The organism is Streptomyces sp. NRRL F-2664 (assembly GCF_000719345.1).
GTDB lineage: Bacteria > Actinomycetota > Actinomycetes > Streptomycetales > Streptomycetaceae > Streptomyces.
The window spans coordinates 14311-26945 of record NZ_JOFX01000038.1 but is presented as its reverse complement, the minus strand read 5'-3'; the positions used below and the strand labels follow the sequence as shown (position 1 = coordinate 26945).

Below are 12635 nucleotides of genomic sequence, written 5' to 3'. Positions count from 1 at the left end.
GAATGCGAACGGAAATGTGGGGAAGACGGACGTGAGCAGCATGGACACGCACAATGCCGAAGCACGCAGCCATGTCGAGACCCGGTCCGACGGGGATGTGCGCATCGTCGTGATGGCGGGAGAGTTCGACATGGACAACGTGGCCGACCTGCGGACCGCGATGGATCCCGCAGCGCCCGGTGTCTCCCGGTACGTCCTGGACGTGGCCGGGGTCACCTTCGTGGACTCGACCGCGCTCAGCGTCATGCTGCAGCCCGCCCTGGACCGGCCGGTGGTCCTGGCGGGGACCGTGCCGGGCCGGCTGGCCCGGCTGCTGGAGCTCACCGGCGCCGACCTGGCCTTCGCCACCGCGCCCAGCGTGGCCGAGGGCGCAGTCATGATCGTCCCACCCCGCACGGGCTGAGGACGTACGAGGAGGTGAACGGTGCTGCACCCCACCGTTCTGAGCGACATCCGCAGGAGCCCCGGCGTTCCGTGCAACGCCGGGGAGGCACGTGACCGCATACGGGCCCTGTGGGAGTCCCGCGGGACCCCGCGGGCCGGTTCCGCCGCCCGGGAGGACGCCCTCACCGACGTCCTGCTGGTGACTTCGGAGCTGGTCACGAACGCCGTGCGGCACGGTGGCGGGCTGCTCGGCTTCGAGGCAGTCCTGTGCGCCGGTGGGAGCGCCGTACGGCTCCGGGTGTCGGACGGCGTGAGCGCCGCTCCCCCACAGCCGGCGGTTCGCCCCGCCGGCGCGATGACGGGGCGGGGCGGTTTCGGATGGCCGCTGGTGCACCGCCTCGCGCGCAGCGTGACGATCACCCCCGGCGCGCACGGAGGCAAGTGCATCGAGGCCGTCGTGCCGCTCGGCCCGGTGGTCGGCCCCCGGGACGGTCCGCTGCCGGACTGAGGCCGCCGCCGATCCGGGGTCGGGTTTGAGTCCCGGAATTTCGGCCATACGGGCGTCGAACGGGCTTCGGCGTCTGCCGCGGTCCCCGCCCCGACACCGGTCGGGGCGGGGACCGCGGTGTGCCGGGGCGGAAGGGGGAACTCGTATGACCACACCGGAGGACGCGCCCGCGTCCCTGCGCGCCGCCGGATCCGTCGGGCGGCCCGGAGCCCGGGGGCGCACCGGCATGGGGCGCACCGGCATGGGGCGGGACGCGGTGCTCGCGCTCGGTCTGCTCGGCACCGGCATAGCGGGCGTGGCCGCCTTCGTGAAGGCCGCCCCGGCGGACGGCCTCGGGCTCCCGGTGATGCCGGTCGCGGCCCTAGCCGTCCTGCTGTTGGGTGTGCTGTTGGCGAAGTGGGGCTTCGCGCCCGAGCGGCGCCGTCCCGGCATCGCGCCGACCGCCGGGTGCCCGCACGATCCCGTGGAGCTGCCCGAGGTCGGGAGCGCGGCGCTCGACCACGCCGCGGTGGACGCCGACGGATTCGAGCACGCGGTGGCCGCCCTGTGCGCTCGCGACGGCTGCACCTCGGTGGAAGTCGTCGGCGGTGCCGGCGACCTGGGCGCGGACGTCCTCGCCACGACGGCGGACGGGCGACGTGTCGTGCTCCAGTGCAAGCACTACGCCGAGGACAACCGGGTCGGCTCGCAGGACCTCCAGCGCTTCGGCGGCACCTGTTTCGCGGTGCATGAGGCCGATGTCGCCGTGCTCGTGACGACCAGCTCCTTCACTGCGCCCGCCGCCGAGTACGCCGACACATGTGGGATCGTCCGCGTCGACGGTGAGGCCCTGGCCGCCTGGACCGAGCAGAGCGCGCCGCCCCCGTGGGACGCCGCAGGCGCACCGGCCCCCGCCCCGTCCGCCCCCGCCCGAGGAGCCACTTCATGATCAGCACCGACACCGGCACCACCCTGGCCGAGGTCACCGACCGGGCCGACGAGCGCATCCACCGCATCCGCCGCCGCCTCGAACGCCTCATCGGCATCGCCGCGACCGAGGGGAACTCCGTACGGCCGCTGCGCAACGGCGACGAGATCTTCGCCGCGATGCTCGACGCCATCTCCCGCGCCCGGCACACCGTGGACATGATGACCTTCGTGTACTGGAAGGGCGACATCGCCCGCCGGTTCGCCGAGGCCCTTGCCGAGCGGGCGCGCAGCGGTGTGCGCGTCCGGCTGCTGCTCGACGGCTTCGGCAGCCGTCTGATCGAGCAGGACCTTCTGGACCGGATGAGCTCGGCCGGGGTGCACGTCGCCTGGTTCCGCAGACCCGTGTTCCTGTCCCCGCTGAAGCAGAACCACCGCTGCCACCGCAAGGTGCTGGTCGTCGACGAACGGACCGCCTTCACGGGCGGTGTCGGCATAGCCGAGGAGTGGTGCGGCGACGCCCGCAATCCGCACGAGTGGCGCGACACGCATGCCGAGGTCCGCGGCCCGGCCGTCGACGGGATCGCGGCGGCGTTCGCGCAGAACTGGGCGGAGTGCCATCCCGAGCTCTTCGACGACCGCGACCGTTTCGTGAGCCACGAGCCGGCCGGGAACGCGGTGGTCCAGGTGGTGCGCGGCTCGGCCGCCTTCGGGTGGCAGGACATGCAGACCCTGATGCGGGTGGTCCTGGAGTCGGCGGAGGAGCGCGTGCGCCTGGCGACGGCGTACTTCGCCCCCGACGACTACTTCGTGGAGCTGCTGTGCGCGACCGCCCGGCGGGGCGTCACCGTCGAGATCCTGCTGCCCGGCCCGTACACCGACAAGCGGGTGTGCCAACTGGCGGGCCAGCACCACTACGAGACGCTCACCGCCGCCGGGGTGCGCATCCACCAGTACCGGCCGACGATGATGCACGCCAAGATCATGACGATGGACGGGGTGGTCTCCCTCATCGGCTCGTCGAATTTCAACCGCCGCTCGCTGGACCATGACGAAGAGGTCATGCTGGCCGTCATGGACCCGGCGGTGACCCGGACCCTCGACGAGCACTACGACGAGGACCTGCGGGCCAGCACGCGCATTGCCCCGGAGCGCTGGCGCCGCCGCTCGGTCCTCCAGCGCGCCCGGGAAATCTCCATTCAGCCGCTGCGCCGCTTCCTGTAACGGGGCGGCAGCGCGCCACCCGGTCGGGAATTCCGGTTCCATATCCGCTCGCCCGTACGAATTCTTCACGGCCCGCGGATTCCCGCAATTCCCACACTTCCGTTCGAGCCGAAATCAGAGCAACCGTCTTATTGCTCGCGTCCGGTGACGGACAGTCACGAAGTGACGGCCTCACTGATCGTTTCAGAATGAGTTGAGCCGTGGGTCTTGCGCTCGACGATCTTGGTCGGCAGGGTGTCCGGCGTGCGTGCTGATCTTGTTCCTGACGACCTGTGGGAGCGGGTGGCCCCGCTGCTGCCGCCCGCCCCCGAACGGTGCCATCGCCACCCGGGGCGGCTGCGTGTTCCCGATCGAGTGGCGCTCACCGGCGTCATGTACGTGCTGCGGACCGGTGTTGCGTGGCGGGACGTCCCCGTGGAGGCGGTGGGCTGTTCCGGGGTGACGGCCTGGCGCCGACTGCGGGACTGGACCGAGGCCGGCGTCTGGCCACGCCTGCACACCGCCCTGTCGACCGAGCTTCGTCGCGCCAGCCTGCTGGACCTGGAGGACTGCTCCGTGGACGGATCGCACGTCCGGGCGCTCAAAGGGGGGACCACGTCGGACCCTCGCCCGTCGATCGGGCCCGCTCTGGCTCGAAGCACCACCTGATCGTCGACCGTCACGGAACTCCGCTCGCCGTCACGCTCACCGGCGGCAACCGGCACGACGTCACCCAGCTCCTTCCTCTGCTCGACGCCGTTCCGTCGATCCGGGGTCTGCGGGGGCGTCCTCGCCGCAAGCCCCGGCGTCTGTATGCCGACCGGGCCTACGACTTCGACAAGTACCGCCGCTTGCTGTGGAAGCACGGGCATCAAGCCGATGATCGCCCGACGCGGCGTCGCTCACGGCTCCGAACTGGGCAAGGTGCGCTGGGTGGTCGAGCGCGCCTTCACCTGGCTGCACCAGTTCAAACGGCTCCGCACCCGCTACGAGCGCCGCGCCGATCTCCACCAGGGCCTGCTCGAACTGGCCTGCAGTCTCATATGCCTGCGTCGCCTCCGAACTTCATTCTGAAAGATCAGTAAGGGGCGACGCATAGAAGTCGGTGGCAGGGTAGCGAAGTCGGGTGTCTTCCCTTCCGAGCTGAACTCAGGTGAGGTCGAAGGTGACGCTCACGGAGCCGTCCCAGTCCGGTGCCTCCACGAGCGTGAGGGTTCCATCCTCGGCCTCGACAACTCGCACCGTGATCCCGCCGCAGTCCTCACCTGGAAACGCAATGGAGAAGTGGGGATCCATCTCCATGAGGAAGTCCCAGCCCTCGCGTTGGGTCGCGTCAAGGGCGTTGGCATGCCGACCGGTCGCCCGCCACTTGCCATCCGCGTCGACAGTGGCAGTGATGTTAATGTCGTATATTTCAAGGCAAATCGACTGATTAGCCCACCATTCGAGGCGGCCCTGACCCACGAATCGATCCATGAGCACACTATGCAACTGTGCAGGCCGACCGGGCGAGCCTGCACGGCTGCCGGCCGTCGTGGGACAGGCCGCGACACAGAATTGCATGGGGCAGACCGGACGGGCCCTCGCCTCATCCGGCGGTACCCCATACGCCTTCGCCGCCTCGCGACCTCATTCTGAAACCATCAGTCAGTCGGGGCGTTTGAAGCGGTGGGCCGCCCAGAGGAGCGCCAGGACGCCGGCGGCCAAGAGGGCTCCTGCTTCGAGGACCAGTGGGGGCCGGTGGCCGAACCACTCGATGCCCGTCACGGCGGTGCGGTCCGGCAACCGGAGGGCGACGGCACGCCGGAGCAGGTCGACTCCGTAGGCGATCGGGTTCACGGCCGCCAGCGAACGGGCCCAGCCCGGGAGCCCTTCGAGGGGGAAGAACCCGCCGGAGAGGAACAGCAGGGGCATCATCACGACGCCGAGCAGCATGTGGAAGGCCTCGGCCCGCCGGATGGTGACGGCCAGGGCCAGGGACAGGGCGGTGAGCGTGAAGGAGACCAGGATCATGCCGGCCATGAGCAGCACCAGCAGGAGCGGGTCGTAGGGCAGGCCCACCGCGCCGGCCAGCGCGAGGAGCACCGCACCCTGGACCGCGGCGACGGCGGTGCCGCCGGCGCAACTGCCCAGCAGCAGCGTGGTGCGGCTGACCGGGGCCATGAGGAGCTCGCGCAGGTAGCCGCTCTGCCGGTCGGTGATCAGACGGATGCCGACCATGATGGCGGGCGTCTGCACCGTCATCATCAGCATCCCGGGGAAGAGGTATGTCCGGTAGCCGACGCCCAGCGTGGAGACGGGGATCAGGGCGGCCAGTCCCCCGCCGAGGATGAAGAGGTACAGCACGGGCTGCAGCAGCATCAGGGCCGTGTGGGTGGGCTGGGAGGACAGCCGCAGCAGATCGCGGTGGACCAGGGCGTGGACGGCGCGCAGTTCACGTCGCGGACGGGAGGGTGCGTGGCCGGTGGTGCCGGTGGCCGCGGGGGTCTTCGAGGCGTCGGGCGCGGGTGCCGTCATACGTCCTTCCCGGCTTCCTTCGTGGTCTGCGGGGGCCGTGCGGTGGTGATGCTGCGACCGGTGTGGTGGAAGAAGACGTCGTCGAGGGTGGGCGGGGCAGCGGACGCGGCCCGTACGGGGATGCCGTGGGCGGCCAGCGCCGCGCACAGCCGGGGAATCCAGGCACTGCCGTCGGGTACGCGCAGGCGGACGCCGTCGGCGTCCAGGGTGAGGGCGGTGCCGGGTGGTGCGCTGCGCCGGACGACTTCGCGGGCCGTGTCGTCGTCGCCGGTACGCAGGACCACGCGGTCGTCGCCGATCGCGGCCTTCAGGGCGGAGGGGGCGCCCTGTGCGACCAGGCGGCCCGCGTCGATGATGGCGAGGCGGTCGCAGTGCTCGGCCTCCTCCAGGTAGTGGGTCGTGACGAAGAGCGTGGTGCCGTGCCGGTCGCGCAGGGCGCGCAGGTGGTCCCACACCTGGGCGCGGGCGTGCGGGTCCAGTCCGGTGGTGGGCTCGTCGAGGAAGAGGATGCGGGGCTCGTGCAGCAGTCCCCGGGCGAGCTCCAGTCGTCGCCGCATGCCGCCCGACAGGGTGCGCACGAGGGCACGGCGCCGGTCGGCGAGGGAGACCGCTTCGAGCGTCTCGGTGACGCGCCGGCGCGCGTGGCGGCGGCCCGCTCCGTACAGGCGTGCATGGATGTAGAGGTTCTGCTCGGCCGTCAGGTCGGGGTCCAGGGCGCTGTGCTGGAAGAGCATGCCCACGTGGCGGCGTACGAGGTCCGGCCGGGCCAGGACGTCGGCGCCGGCCACGACGGCTCGGCCGGCGGTGGGGCGGGCGAGGGCGCACAACAGGGCGATGGTGGTGGATTTGCCGGCGCCGTTGGGGCCGAGGAAGGCGAAGGTCTCGCCCTGCCGCACGTCGAGGTCCAGGCCGCGGACGGCCCGGACGGTGGTGCCGTCCGGACCGGGGTAGTTCTTGACCAGTCCGCGCGTGCTGACGGCGTGGGCCGGCTCGGGCGCGGATCCGGCGGGGTCCGGGTCCTCGGGCGCGGCGGCCGGGAGAAGGGCCCGGGCGGTGGCGTCGTCACCGGCGAGTGGCTGCATGGGCGGTCCTCGTCTGCGGGGTGTGTGCTGCGGACCCGGGGTGTGCGGTGGGGGCGGGCGGGGTCTGGTGCTCCGGCCGAGAGGGCCCGCCGTCAGGCTCAGGCGCAGCTGACGCCCACGCAGACGGTGTTGAGGAGCGTCAGCAGGCCGACGCACTCACAGGTGGCGGCGAAGGGGGCTCCGTCGACGCCGACCGGGTCGGTCTCCGGAAGGGCGTGCAGGTGAGCCAGCAGTTCGAGGTCGCGGTTCTCCATGACTTTCTCCTTCTCTGTGACGTGGCGGCAGGGTCCCTGCCGCTCAAACCGGCTGCCGGATCAGATCATCCAGAGCCGGGGTCCTGGGTGGCGGATGCGCAGGAGGAAGGCGAGGATTCCTGCGGATCCGTCGCTCCAGCCCGTCGAGACGTCCCCGTACTCGTTGGGGAAGACGACGTGGCCGGCGCGGTGTGCCCGTTCGGCGACGATGAGGCGGGCCAGGTCTTCGGCCGTGCTGCGGTAGGACGACTCCCCCGTGGCGTCGGCCATGTCGAGGAGGAAGTCGCCGTTGCCCGCCAGGCCGTGGCACTGGGTGAGGGCCGCACGGGAGGCCCGTTCGACGACGGCGTGCGTGGCGCGGCGCGCGAGATCACCGAACCGGTCGTCGCCGGTGGCGCGCCAGAGCCGGACCAGGAAGGTGCCGGTGCCGGCCGAGCCGTGGCACCAGTACGGGGCTGTGGGCGGGTCGGTGGCCTGGGCGGGCCACTGGGCGGCCTCGCCGACGCGCACGGCGTTGGCCACGAGGTGTTCGCCCGCGGCGACGGCCAGGGCGGTGTGGTCGGCCCGGCCGGTGACGGTGGCGGCGGCGAGGAGGAAGCAGCCGATGCCGGCGGTGCCGTGCGCGAAGCCCAGGTAGCGTTTGCCGGCTTCCTCGGAGACGGCTTCCGCGGGGACCGGCCAGCTCACGCCGGACGGCTCGGGCCGCGCGGCGGCGGCGAGCCGGTCGGCGGCGTCGGCGACCCGTTCGGCGAGGCGTGGGTCTGCGGTGCGGTGCCACAGGTGGGCGGCGGCGAGTCCGCTGCCCGCGGCACCGTGGGTGATGTCATGGCTGGGCGTAGGGGCCTGGGGCGCGAGCGCGAGTGCCAGCGCGTGGTCCATGAGGGCGCGGTCGTCGACGGCGTGACCGGCGTCGTACAGCGCCCAGGCGGTGCCGCGGCCGCCGAAGTGCAGGCCGGGCCGTACGGATGCGGGGTCGGTGCGGGCGGCGATCCAGTGGCCTGCTGTGGAGATCAGCTCGGGCAGGCGGGGGTCGCCGGTGGTCTCGAAGGAGCGGGTCAGGACGGCCAGGACGCCGGCCGCGCCCTGCTGCACGGTGCACGGGTCGGTCTCCCCCGCCAGGGTGGAGACGGGCCACAGCCGTTTGTCGTCGTGCGGGGTCATCGAGTCGACGAGGTGCTGCACGATGCCCTCGACAGCGGTCCGCGTGGCGTCCCCGCGGCCGTCCGTGCGCTGCGCGCCGCCGGCCCGGGGATGCGGGGGCCGCTGCTCCGTGCGGCGCAGTGCCTCACGCGCCGTGGCGGGGTCCCAGCGCTCGGCGGGGTCGTCCCGCATCAGGCCGAGGATCGTGGCGCGCACCGTGTCGGGGAGGCCGAGCGCCGCGTCGCAGGCGGTGAGCCAGTCGGCGAGCCGCTGCTGCGGGTCTCGGGTGGCGGGCTCCTCGGGCAGCAGGTTGGGCACCTTGCCCGCGAGGACGAAGCAGACGGTGGCGCCGAGGCTGTAGTAGTCGGCCGTGGGTGAGACGGGCGCGTCCTGGAGGCGCTCGGGGGCACTGAAGCCCGGGGTGCCGACGGTGGTCGGAAGGGCGGGGTCACCCTTCAGGACGGCGAGTTCCAGGTCGATCAGGCGCAGTTCGCCGTCCGGCCGGACCATGATGTTGCCGGGGGTGAAGTCGCGCAGGACACAGCCGTGGGCGTGGGCCGCGGCGACCAGGTCGACGAGGCGGGCGGCCTGGGCCAGGGCGTCGGTACGGTAGCGGCCGCTCCCGGCGTCGCGGAAGTGCTCGGCGACCCAGGTGCGCAGCGGGACGCCGGGTATCTCCTCCTGGGCGAGGAAGAGGTGTCCGCCGTGCTCGAACATCGCGAGGGGTTCGGGTGCCAGGCCCGTGCCGTGCAGGCTCTCCAGGGTGCGTGCCTCGGCGCGCAGCCAGTCGCGCACGTCGGAGCCGGACGCGTCGGCCTCCACGTGCGGGCGGGCTTCCTTGATGACCACGCCTGCGCCCGTGGTGACGTCGGTACCCCGGTAGACGCCGCCCTTGTTGGTGTGGCGGATCGCCTCGCGCACCGAGAAGCGGCCGCCGAGGAGCACCGGCCCGTTCGCCGCGTTCCGGTCGGGGGGCGGGGCGGTGGCCGGGTCGGGGAAGGGGCTGACGGCCCAGGGGGGCGGGGCGTAGTGGCCGGTGCGCCTGTCCTCGACGGGGTTGCCGTCGGGGTCCTCGATGAACCAGACCAGCAGACCGTCGTCCGAGAGCCGCCGGCGGCCGACGAAGGCGCCGTAGCGGTAGTGCACCAGGCTGTTCACGGCGTAGGGCTGGTCCGACAGGATCCGGGGGCCGGCCAGTCCCGTCGTGGCCCGATGCAGTGCGAGCGCGATGCGGGCCGCGTCGGCGTCGGAACCGGGGTAGACGGTGAGGAACTTGCCGGAGCTGCCGCGGGGTGTGGCGCGTGAGTTGAGCGCGCCCACCTTCTCCAGGGACCGGGCGAACTTGAACGCCGACTGCTCGGGCAGCAGCACGTCCAGGGCCGCGGCGAGGACCGCGGGGGCGGAGGCGGAGGTCGCCGACACGTGCAGCTTCCACCCCTGGTCGCGTCGGGTGGCGGTCAGGGGGGTGAGGCGGCACCACATCTCGTCCGCGTCGGTGGTCCAGCGCGGGCCCGCACCGGAGGCTTCCAGCGCCCGGCGGAGCAGCTCTTCGAGGTCGACTTCGGTTGCGTGGCTCGTCATGCCTGTCCCTCTCAACGGCGAGGACCGCTGGTGGAATATGCCTTCGGTAAGCAAGAACGTATCGGCCGTTCGGGACGGGCGTCACTGGCTGCGACGAGCGCACGGTGTCGTTGCGCCACCGGAAGGGGGCAACCGGCGCAGAAAAGAAGCACGCAGGAGTGCGCGGGGTGGAAAGGAACGGACGTGCGGACGGTCCCGGCGGGCGGAGGGGAATGTCCCCGGGAAGGCGAGTGCTCCGGTTCCGTTCGGCGTCTCACCATTTCCCGCTGCTCGAATGCGAATGCGAAATGAGAACGAGAACCCGGCTTCTGCGGGGTGTCGACCGAGAAACGACGACCGGACTTCCCCCGGGTCGATCGGCGCATTCACGGCGCATGGGGTCGCGGGTACGGCTGGGGGTGTGCGGTGTCCTCTCGCCGTGAGAGGGCCCCGGCCGCACGGTGGTGCGGCCGGGGCCCTCGGTACGGCATTTCAGGCGACTCAGGTGATGCGGAGCAGCGGGGTGTCACTGCCGAGGAGCTCGCGGAGGGCCGGGATGTCGGTCCATGCGAGGCCGAGGGAGCGGGCCGCGTACCGGAAGGTGAGGTGGGCGGCACCGCCCGCTGCCTCGTGGAGTGCCTTCACGGCGACGTCGCGGTCGAGGAAGGCGGCCGCGCCGGCCGGGGGTTCCTGCCGGGCCGTACGGGCGCGCTCGGGCGCCAGGCCGTGGATCCCGGTCAGCCGGTGGGAGAGGTCGGCGGCCTCCCCGAGGGTCCGGGGCCGCTCGTCGAGCAGGGCGCGCGCGACCGGGTTGTGGCCGACGGCCTCCTCCAGCGGCAGGTCGTACAACCGTGTCGAGGCCGCGCCGAGTGCGAGTGTGTGGTTGACCGCCCGGACGGTGCCCCGCGCGCCGTGGACGGCGGCCGCCCACAGGGCCGAGGCCTCCGAGGGGTGCCAGGCCAGGGCCTGTGCGGCAGCGCCGGCCGCGTCCGGGCCCGGGGTGAGCGCACGGTGTCCGGACAGGCGTGTGAGCAGGGTCGCCTCGTCGATCTCCCCGTCGAGGCCGGGTCCGGCGACATGGACGGTGGTGGGGATGCCGGTGAGGTGGCAGGCGGCCAGGGTGAGGGCGTCCCCGAACGGGCTGCACAGGCCCGGCTCGTCGCCATGGGTGAGGATGTCGCCCCCGATGTCGACGATGCGGATGCGGCCCCCCGCCGCCGCGGCCGTCGCACCGATCCGTTCTGCCAGTGCGTCGAGCCCCCGTGCGGGGTCGAGCAGCAGCAGCCGGGCCGGCAGGTCCCGGGCGAGCCCGGGCAGGGTGGATCCGGCAGGGGGCCGGGCCCGGGTGGCGGGGGTGAACGCGGGGGCGCCGCCCACTCCCCGGGCGAGCCCGGCGAAGTGGTGTTCCCCGAGGGGCCCGGTGGTCTCGCTGACCTCGGGGCGCTCCCAGGCGTAGGTGGCGATCAGCGGCGGGTCCGCGGATGCGCTGAGGGCGCGGGCGGCGATCAGGGTGCCGAGGGGGTCACCGCCACCGCCCGCCGCGACGTACAGGTCGCTCACGCCGCGCCCTCGCGCAGGTCGACGCCGGTGATCCGCACGGGGGTCGCCCCCATGTTCTTGCGTGCGCGGGCGTTCGCGGCGTGCAGCTTCTCGTAGTACTCGCGGTCCAGGTCCTTGACGGGGTCGGAGTAGAACATCCAGGACAGGACGTCGCGGTACTTGAAGCCCTTGGGGGTGAGCTGGATGCGCCGGCCGAGCCGGTGCAGGAGGCCGTTGGCCTCGGCGGCGTCCAGGATCGGTTCGAACTCGTCGGCGTGCTTGCCGTAGCCGAACCGGTCCAGTTCGGAGAGGTCGAGGTCGAAGGAGTCCAGGACCAGGCGCTTGCGGACGATCTCCTCGGCGGTCAGTTCGATGCCGGTGACCGGCACGATCTCGTGGCTGCGGGCCTTCCTGATGTAGTCGGCCACCTCGGCCGTGGAGGGCTTCACGCTGCCCGTCATGTAGTCGAGCACGCTGGTGTAGGAGCGGGCTCCGACACCGAGGCCCAGCAGGGGCACGCCGTGGAAGGTGAGCACCTTCTGGGCGTAGCCGCCGCGGCCCGGGATTTTGTAGCGGACCGAGCCCTCCTGGACGTAGCCGTGGTCGAGGAAGACCTGGCGGGCGTAGTCGTAGCGGTCGTAGAGCTCGGGCTGCCACATGTACTGGTAGGCGCCGGTCTTGGAGAACCAGGCGTCCGGCCGGACGGTGAGGAAGTAGGTGCTGATGGTGGTGGGTTTCAGCGCGGCCAGCTCGTCCACGCTGTGCCGCCAGCTTTCGGGGGTCTGTCCTGCGAAGCCCATGATCAGGTCGGTGGACAGGTCCGGGAGGCCGAGTTCGTGTGCGGTGCGGACCGCGCGGCGGATGACGTTCTCGTCCTCACCGCCGCGGCCGGCCTCGCGGATCTCGCGCGGCACGAGGGACTGGATGCCGACATTGGCGCGGGTGAGGCCCATGTCGATGAGGGCCTTGAACTCGTGGGGCGCGTCGGCGATGGAGGACGGCGTGGCCTCCACGGCCACCTCCTCCACGGTGGAGCGCCAGTTGGGGTAGATGCGGGCGAGGGTCGTGAAGATCTGCTCGAAGTGGCGGGGCTTGAGCAGGGCCGGGGTACCGCCGCCGATGTAGACGGTGCGCAGTCGGCGGGCCTGGATGATCTCGGCGTGGTCCTCGATCTGCGTACACAGGGCGTCCGTGTAGGCGTCGAAGACGTCCTCGTCGGTGCTGATGATCGTGTAGAGGTTGCAGAAGCCGCACTTGCGGTCGCAGAAGGGGACGTGGAGGTACAGGTTGAGTTCGGGGACCTGGTAGTTGGCGAGGTCCGTGGCCCATACCTCGGCGATGCTCCACTTGCCCTCCGGCAGGGGCCGGTAGGTCGAGCGGGGCGGGTAGGAGTACTGGTAGGGCGGGATGACGCCCTGGTCGATCTGGTCGGCGATCTGGTCGGTGAGCCGGTCGGTGTGCTGCTGGCGCAGGCTGGTCACTGTGCTCGTTCCCCGTTCGGGTCGCAGATGCGGGTTTACCTGGCGTGGTGATCCGATCACG

Annotated in this window: 11 protein-coding genes and 1 pseudogene; 5 read left to right on the top strand and 7 right to left on the bottom strand. The window is 72.0% G+C overall.

Annotated elements, in window-relative coordinates:
- Nucleotides 1-40 precede the first annotated feature (40 nt).
- The 5 genes and pseudogenes from IF89_RS0127090 (at nucleotide 41) to IF89_RS42475 (ending at nucleotide 4075) form a co-directional block, all read left to right on the top strand.
- Entirely contained in the window at nucleotides 41-403 is a 363-nt protein-coding gene (locus tag IF89_RS0127090; protein ID WP_063831357.1) for an STAS domain-containing protein, read from the top strand.
- Between the two features lie 21 nt (nucleotides 404-424).
- Entirely contained in the window at nucleotides 425-892 is a 468-nt protein-coding gene (locus tag IF89_RS0127085; protein ID WP_051807678.1) for an ATP-binding protein, read from the top strand.
- A gap of 145 nt (nucleotides 893-1037) precedes the next feature.
- Entirely contained in the window at nucleotides 1038-1820 is a 783-nt protein-coding gene (locus IF89_RS38325; protein ID WP_078628543.1) for a restriction endonuclease, read from the top strand.
- Nucleotides 1817-3022: a phospholipase D-like domain-containing protein gene (locus tag IF89_RS0127075; protein WP_030773421.1), complete on the top strand. Its 1206-nt coding sequence runs from the start codon at nucleotides 1817-1819 to the stop codon at nucleotides 3020-3022. Before IF89_RS38325 ends, IF89_RS0127075 begins: the two co-directional genes overlap by 4 nt.
- Before the next feature lie 243 nt (nucleotides 3023-3265).
- Nucleotides 3266-4075, top strand: a pseudogene (locus IF89_RS42475) (IS5 family transposase).
- A 75-nt stretch (nucleotides 4076-4150) separates the two neighbouring features.
- On the opposite strand, the gene IF89_RS0127060 reads toward IF89_RS42475, so the two are convergent.
- The 7 genes from IF89_RS0127060 to IF89_RS0127030 form a co-directional block, all read right to left on the bottom strand.
- On the bottom strand, nucleotides 4151-4477 hold the full coding sequence (locus tag IF89_RS0127060; protein ID WP_030773415.1) for a hypothetical protein: 327 nt from the start codon (nucleotides 4475-4477) through the stop codon (nucleotides 4151-4153).
- A gap of 171 nt (nucleotides 4478-4648) precedes the next feature.
- Nucleotides 4649-5518, bottom strand: coding sequence for an ABC transporter permease (locus tag IF89_RS0127055; protein WP_030773411.1), 870 nt, complete (start codon nucleotides 5516-5518; stop codon nucleotides 4649-4651).
- Nucleotides 5515-6600, bottom strand: coding sequence for an ATP-binding cassette domain-containing protein (locus IF89_RS0127050; protein WP_030773408.1), 1086 nt, complete (start codon nucleotides 6598-6600; stop codon nucleotides 5515-5517). The genes IF89_RS0127055 and IF89_RS0127050 overlap by 4 nt, the downstream gene beginning before the upstream one ends.
- Before the next feature lie 98 nt (nucleotides 6601-6698).
- Nucleotides 6699-6854: a VenA family class IV lanthipeptide gene (locus IF89_RS47115; RefSeq protein WP_199820569.1), complete on the bottom strand. Its 156-nt coding sequence runs from the start codon at nucleotides 6852-6854 to the stop codon at nucleotides 6699-6701.
- 60 nt (nucleotides 6855-6914) lie between these two features.
- On the bottom strand, nucleotides 6915-9575 hold the full coding sequence (gene lanL, locus IF89_RS0127040) for a class IV lanthionine synthetase LanL (RefSeq protein ID WP_030773406.1): 2661 nt from the start codon (nucleotides 9573-9575) through the stop codon (nucleotides 6915-6917).
- Nucleotides 9576-10055: 480 nt separating this feature from the next.
- Complete coding sequence (locus IF89_RS0127035) at nucleotides 10056-11114, bottom strand: DUF1152 domain-containing protein (RefSeq protein WP_051807676.1); 1059 nt, start codon at nucleotides 11112-11114, stop codon at nucleotides 10056-10058.
- Complete coding sequence (locus IF89_RS0127030; RefSeq protein WP_234327885.1) at nucleotides 11111-12574, bottom strand: coproporphyrinogen-III oxidase family protein; 1464 nt, start codon at nucleotides 12572-12574, stop codon at nucleotides 11111-11113. Before IF89_RS0127030 ends, IF89_RS0127035 begins: the two co-directional genes overlap by 4 nt.
- Nucleotides 12575-12635 lie beyond the last annotated feature (61 nt).

Excerpts from the sequence above, each read along its gene's own strand:
- IF89_RS0127075 (WP_030773421.1), top strand. The coding sequence starts at position 1,817 with ATGATCAGCACCGACACCGGCACCACCCTGGCCGAGGTCACCGACCGG.
- IF89_RS47115 (WP_199820569.1), bottom strand. The coding sequence starts at position 6,854 with ATGGAGAACCGCGACCTCGAACTGCTGGCTCACCTGCACGCCCTTCCG.
- IF89_RS0127050 (WP_030773408.1), bottom strand. The coding sequence starts at position 6,600 with ATGCAGCCACTCGCCGGTGACGACGCCACCGCCCGGGCCCTTCTCCCG.
- IF89_RS0127090 (WP_063831357.1), top strand. The coding sequence starts at position 41 with ATGGACACGCACAATGCCGAAGCACGCAGCCATGTCGAGACCCGGTCC.
- IF89_RS0127060 (WP_030773415.1), bottom strand. The coding sequence starts at position 4,477 with ATGGATCGATTCGTGGGTCAGGGCCGCCTCGAATGGTGGGCTAATCAG.
- lanL (WP_030773406.1), bottom strand. The coding sequence starts at position 9,575 with ATGACGAGCCACGCAACCGAAGTCGACCTCGAAGAGCTGCTCCGCCGG.
- IF89_RS38325 (WP_078628543.1), top strand. The coding sequence starts at position 1,038 with ATGACCACACCGGAGGACGCGCCCGCGTCCCTGCGCGCCGCCGGATCC.
- IF89_RS0127055 (WP_030773411.1), bottom strand. The coding sequence starts at position 5,518 with ATGACGGCACCCGCGCCCGACGCCTCGAAGACCCCCGCGGCCACCGGC.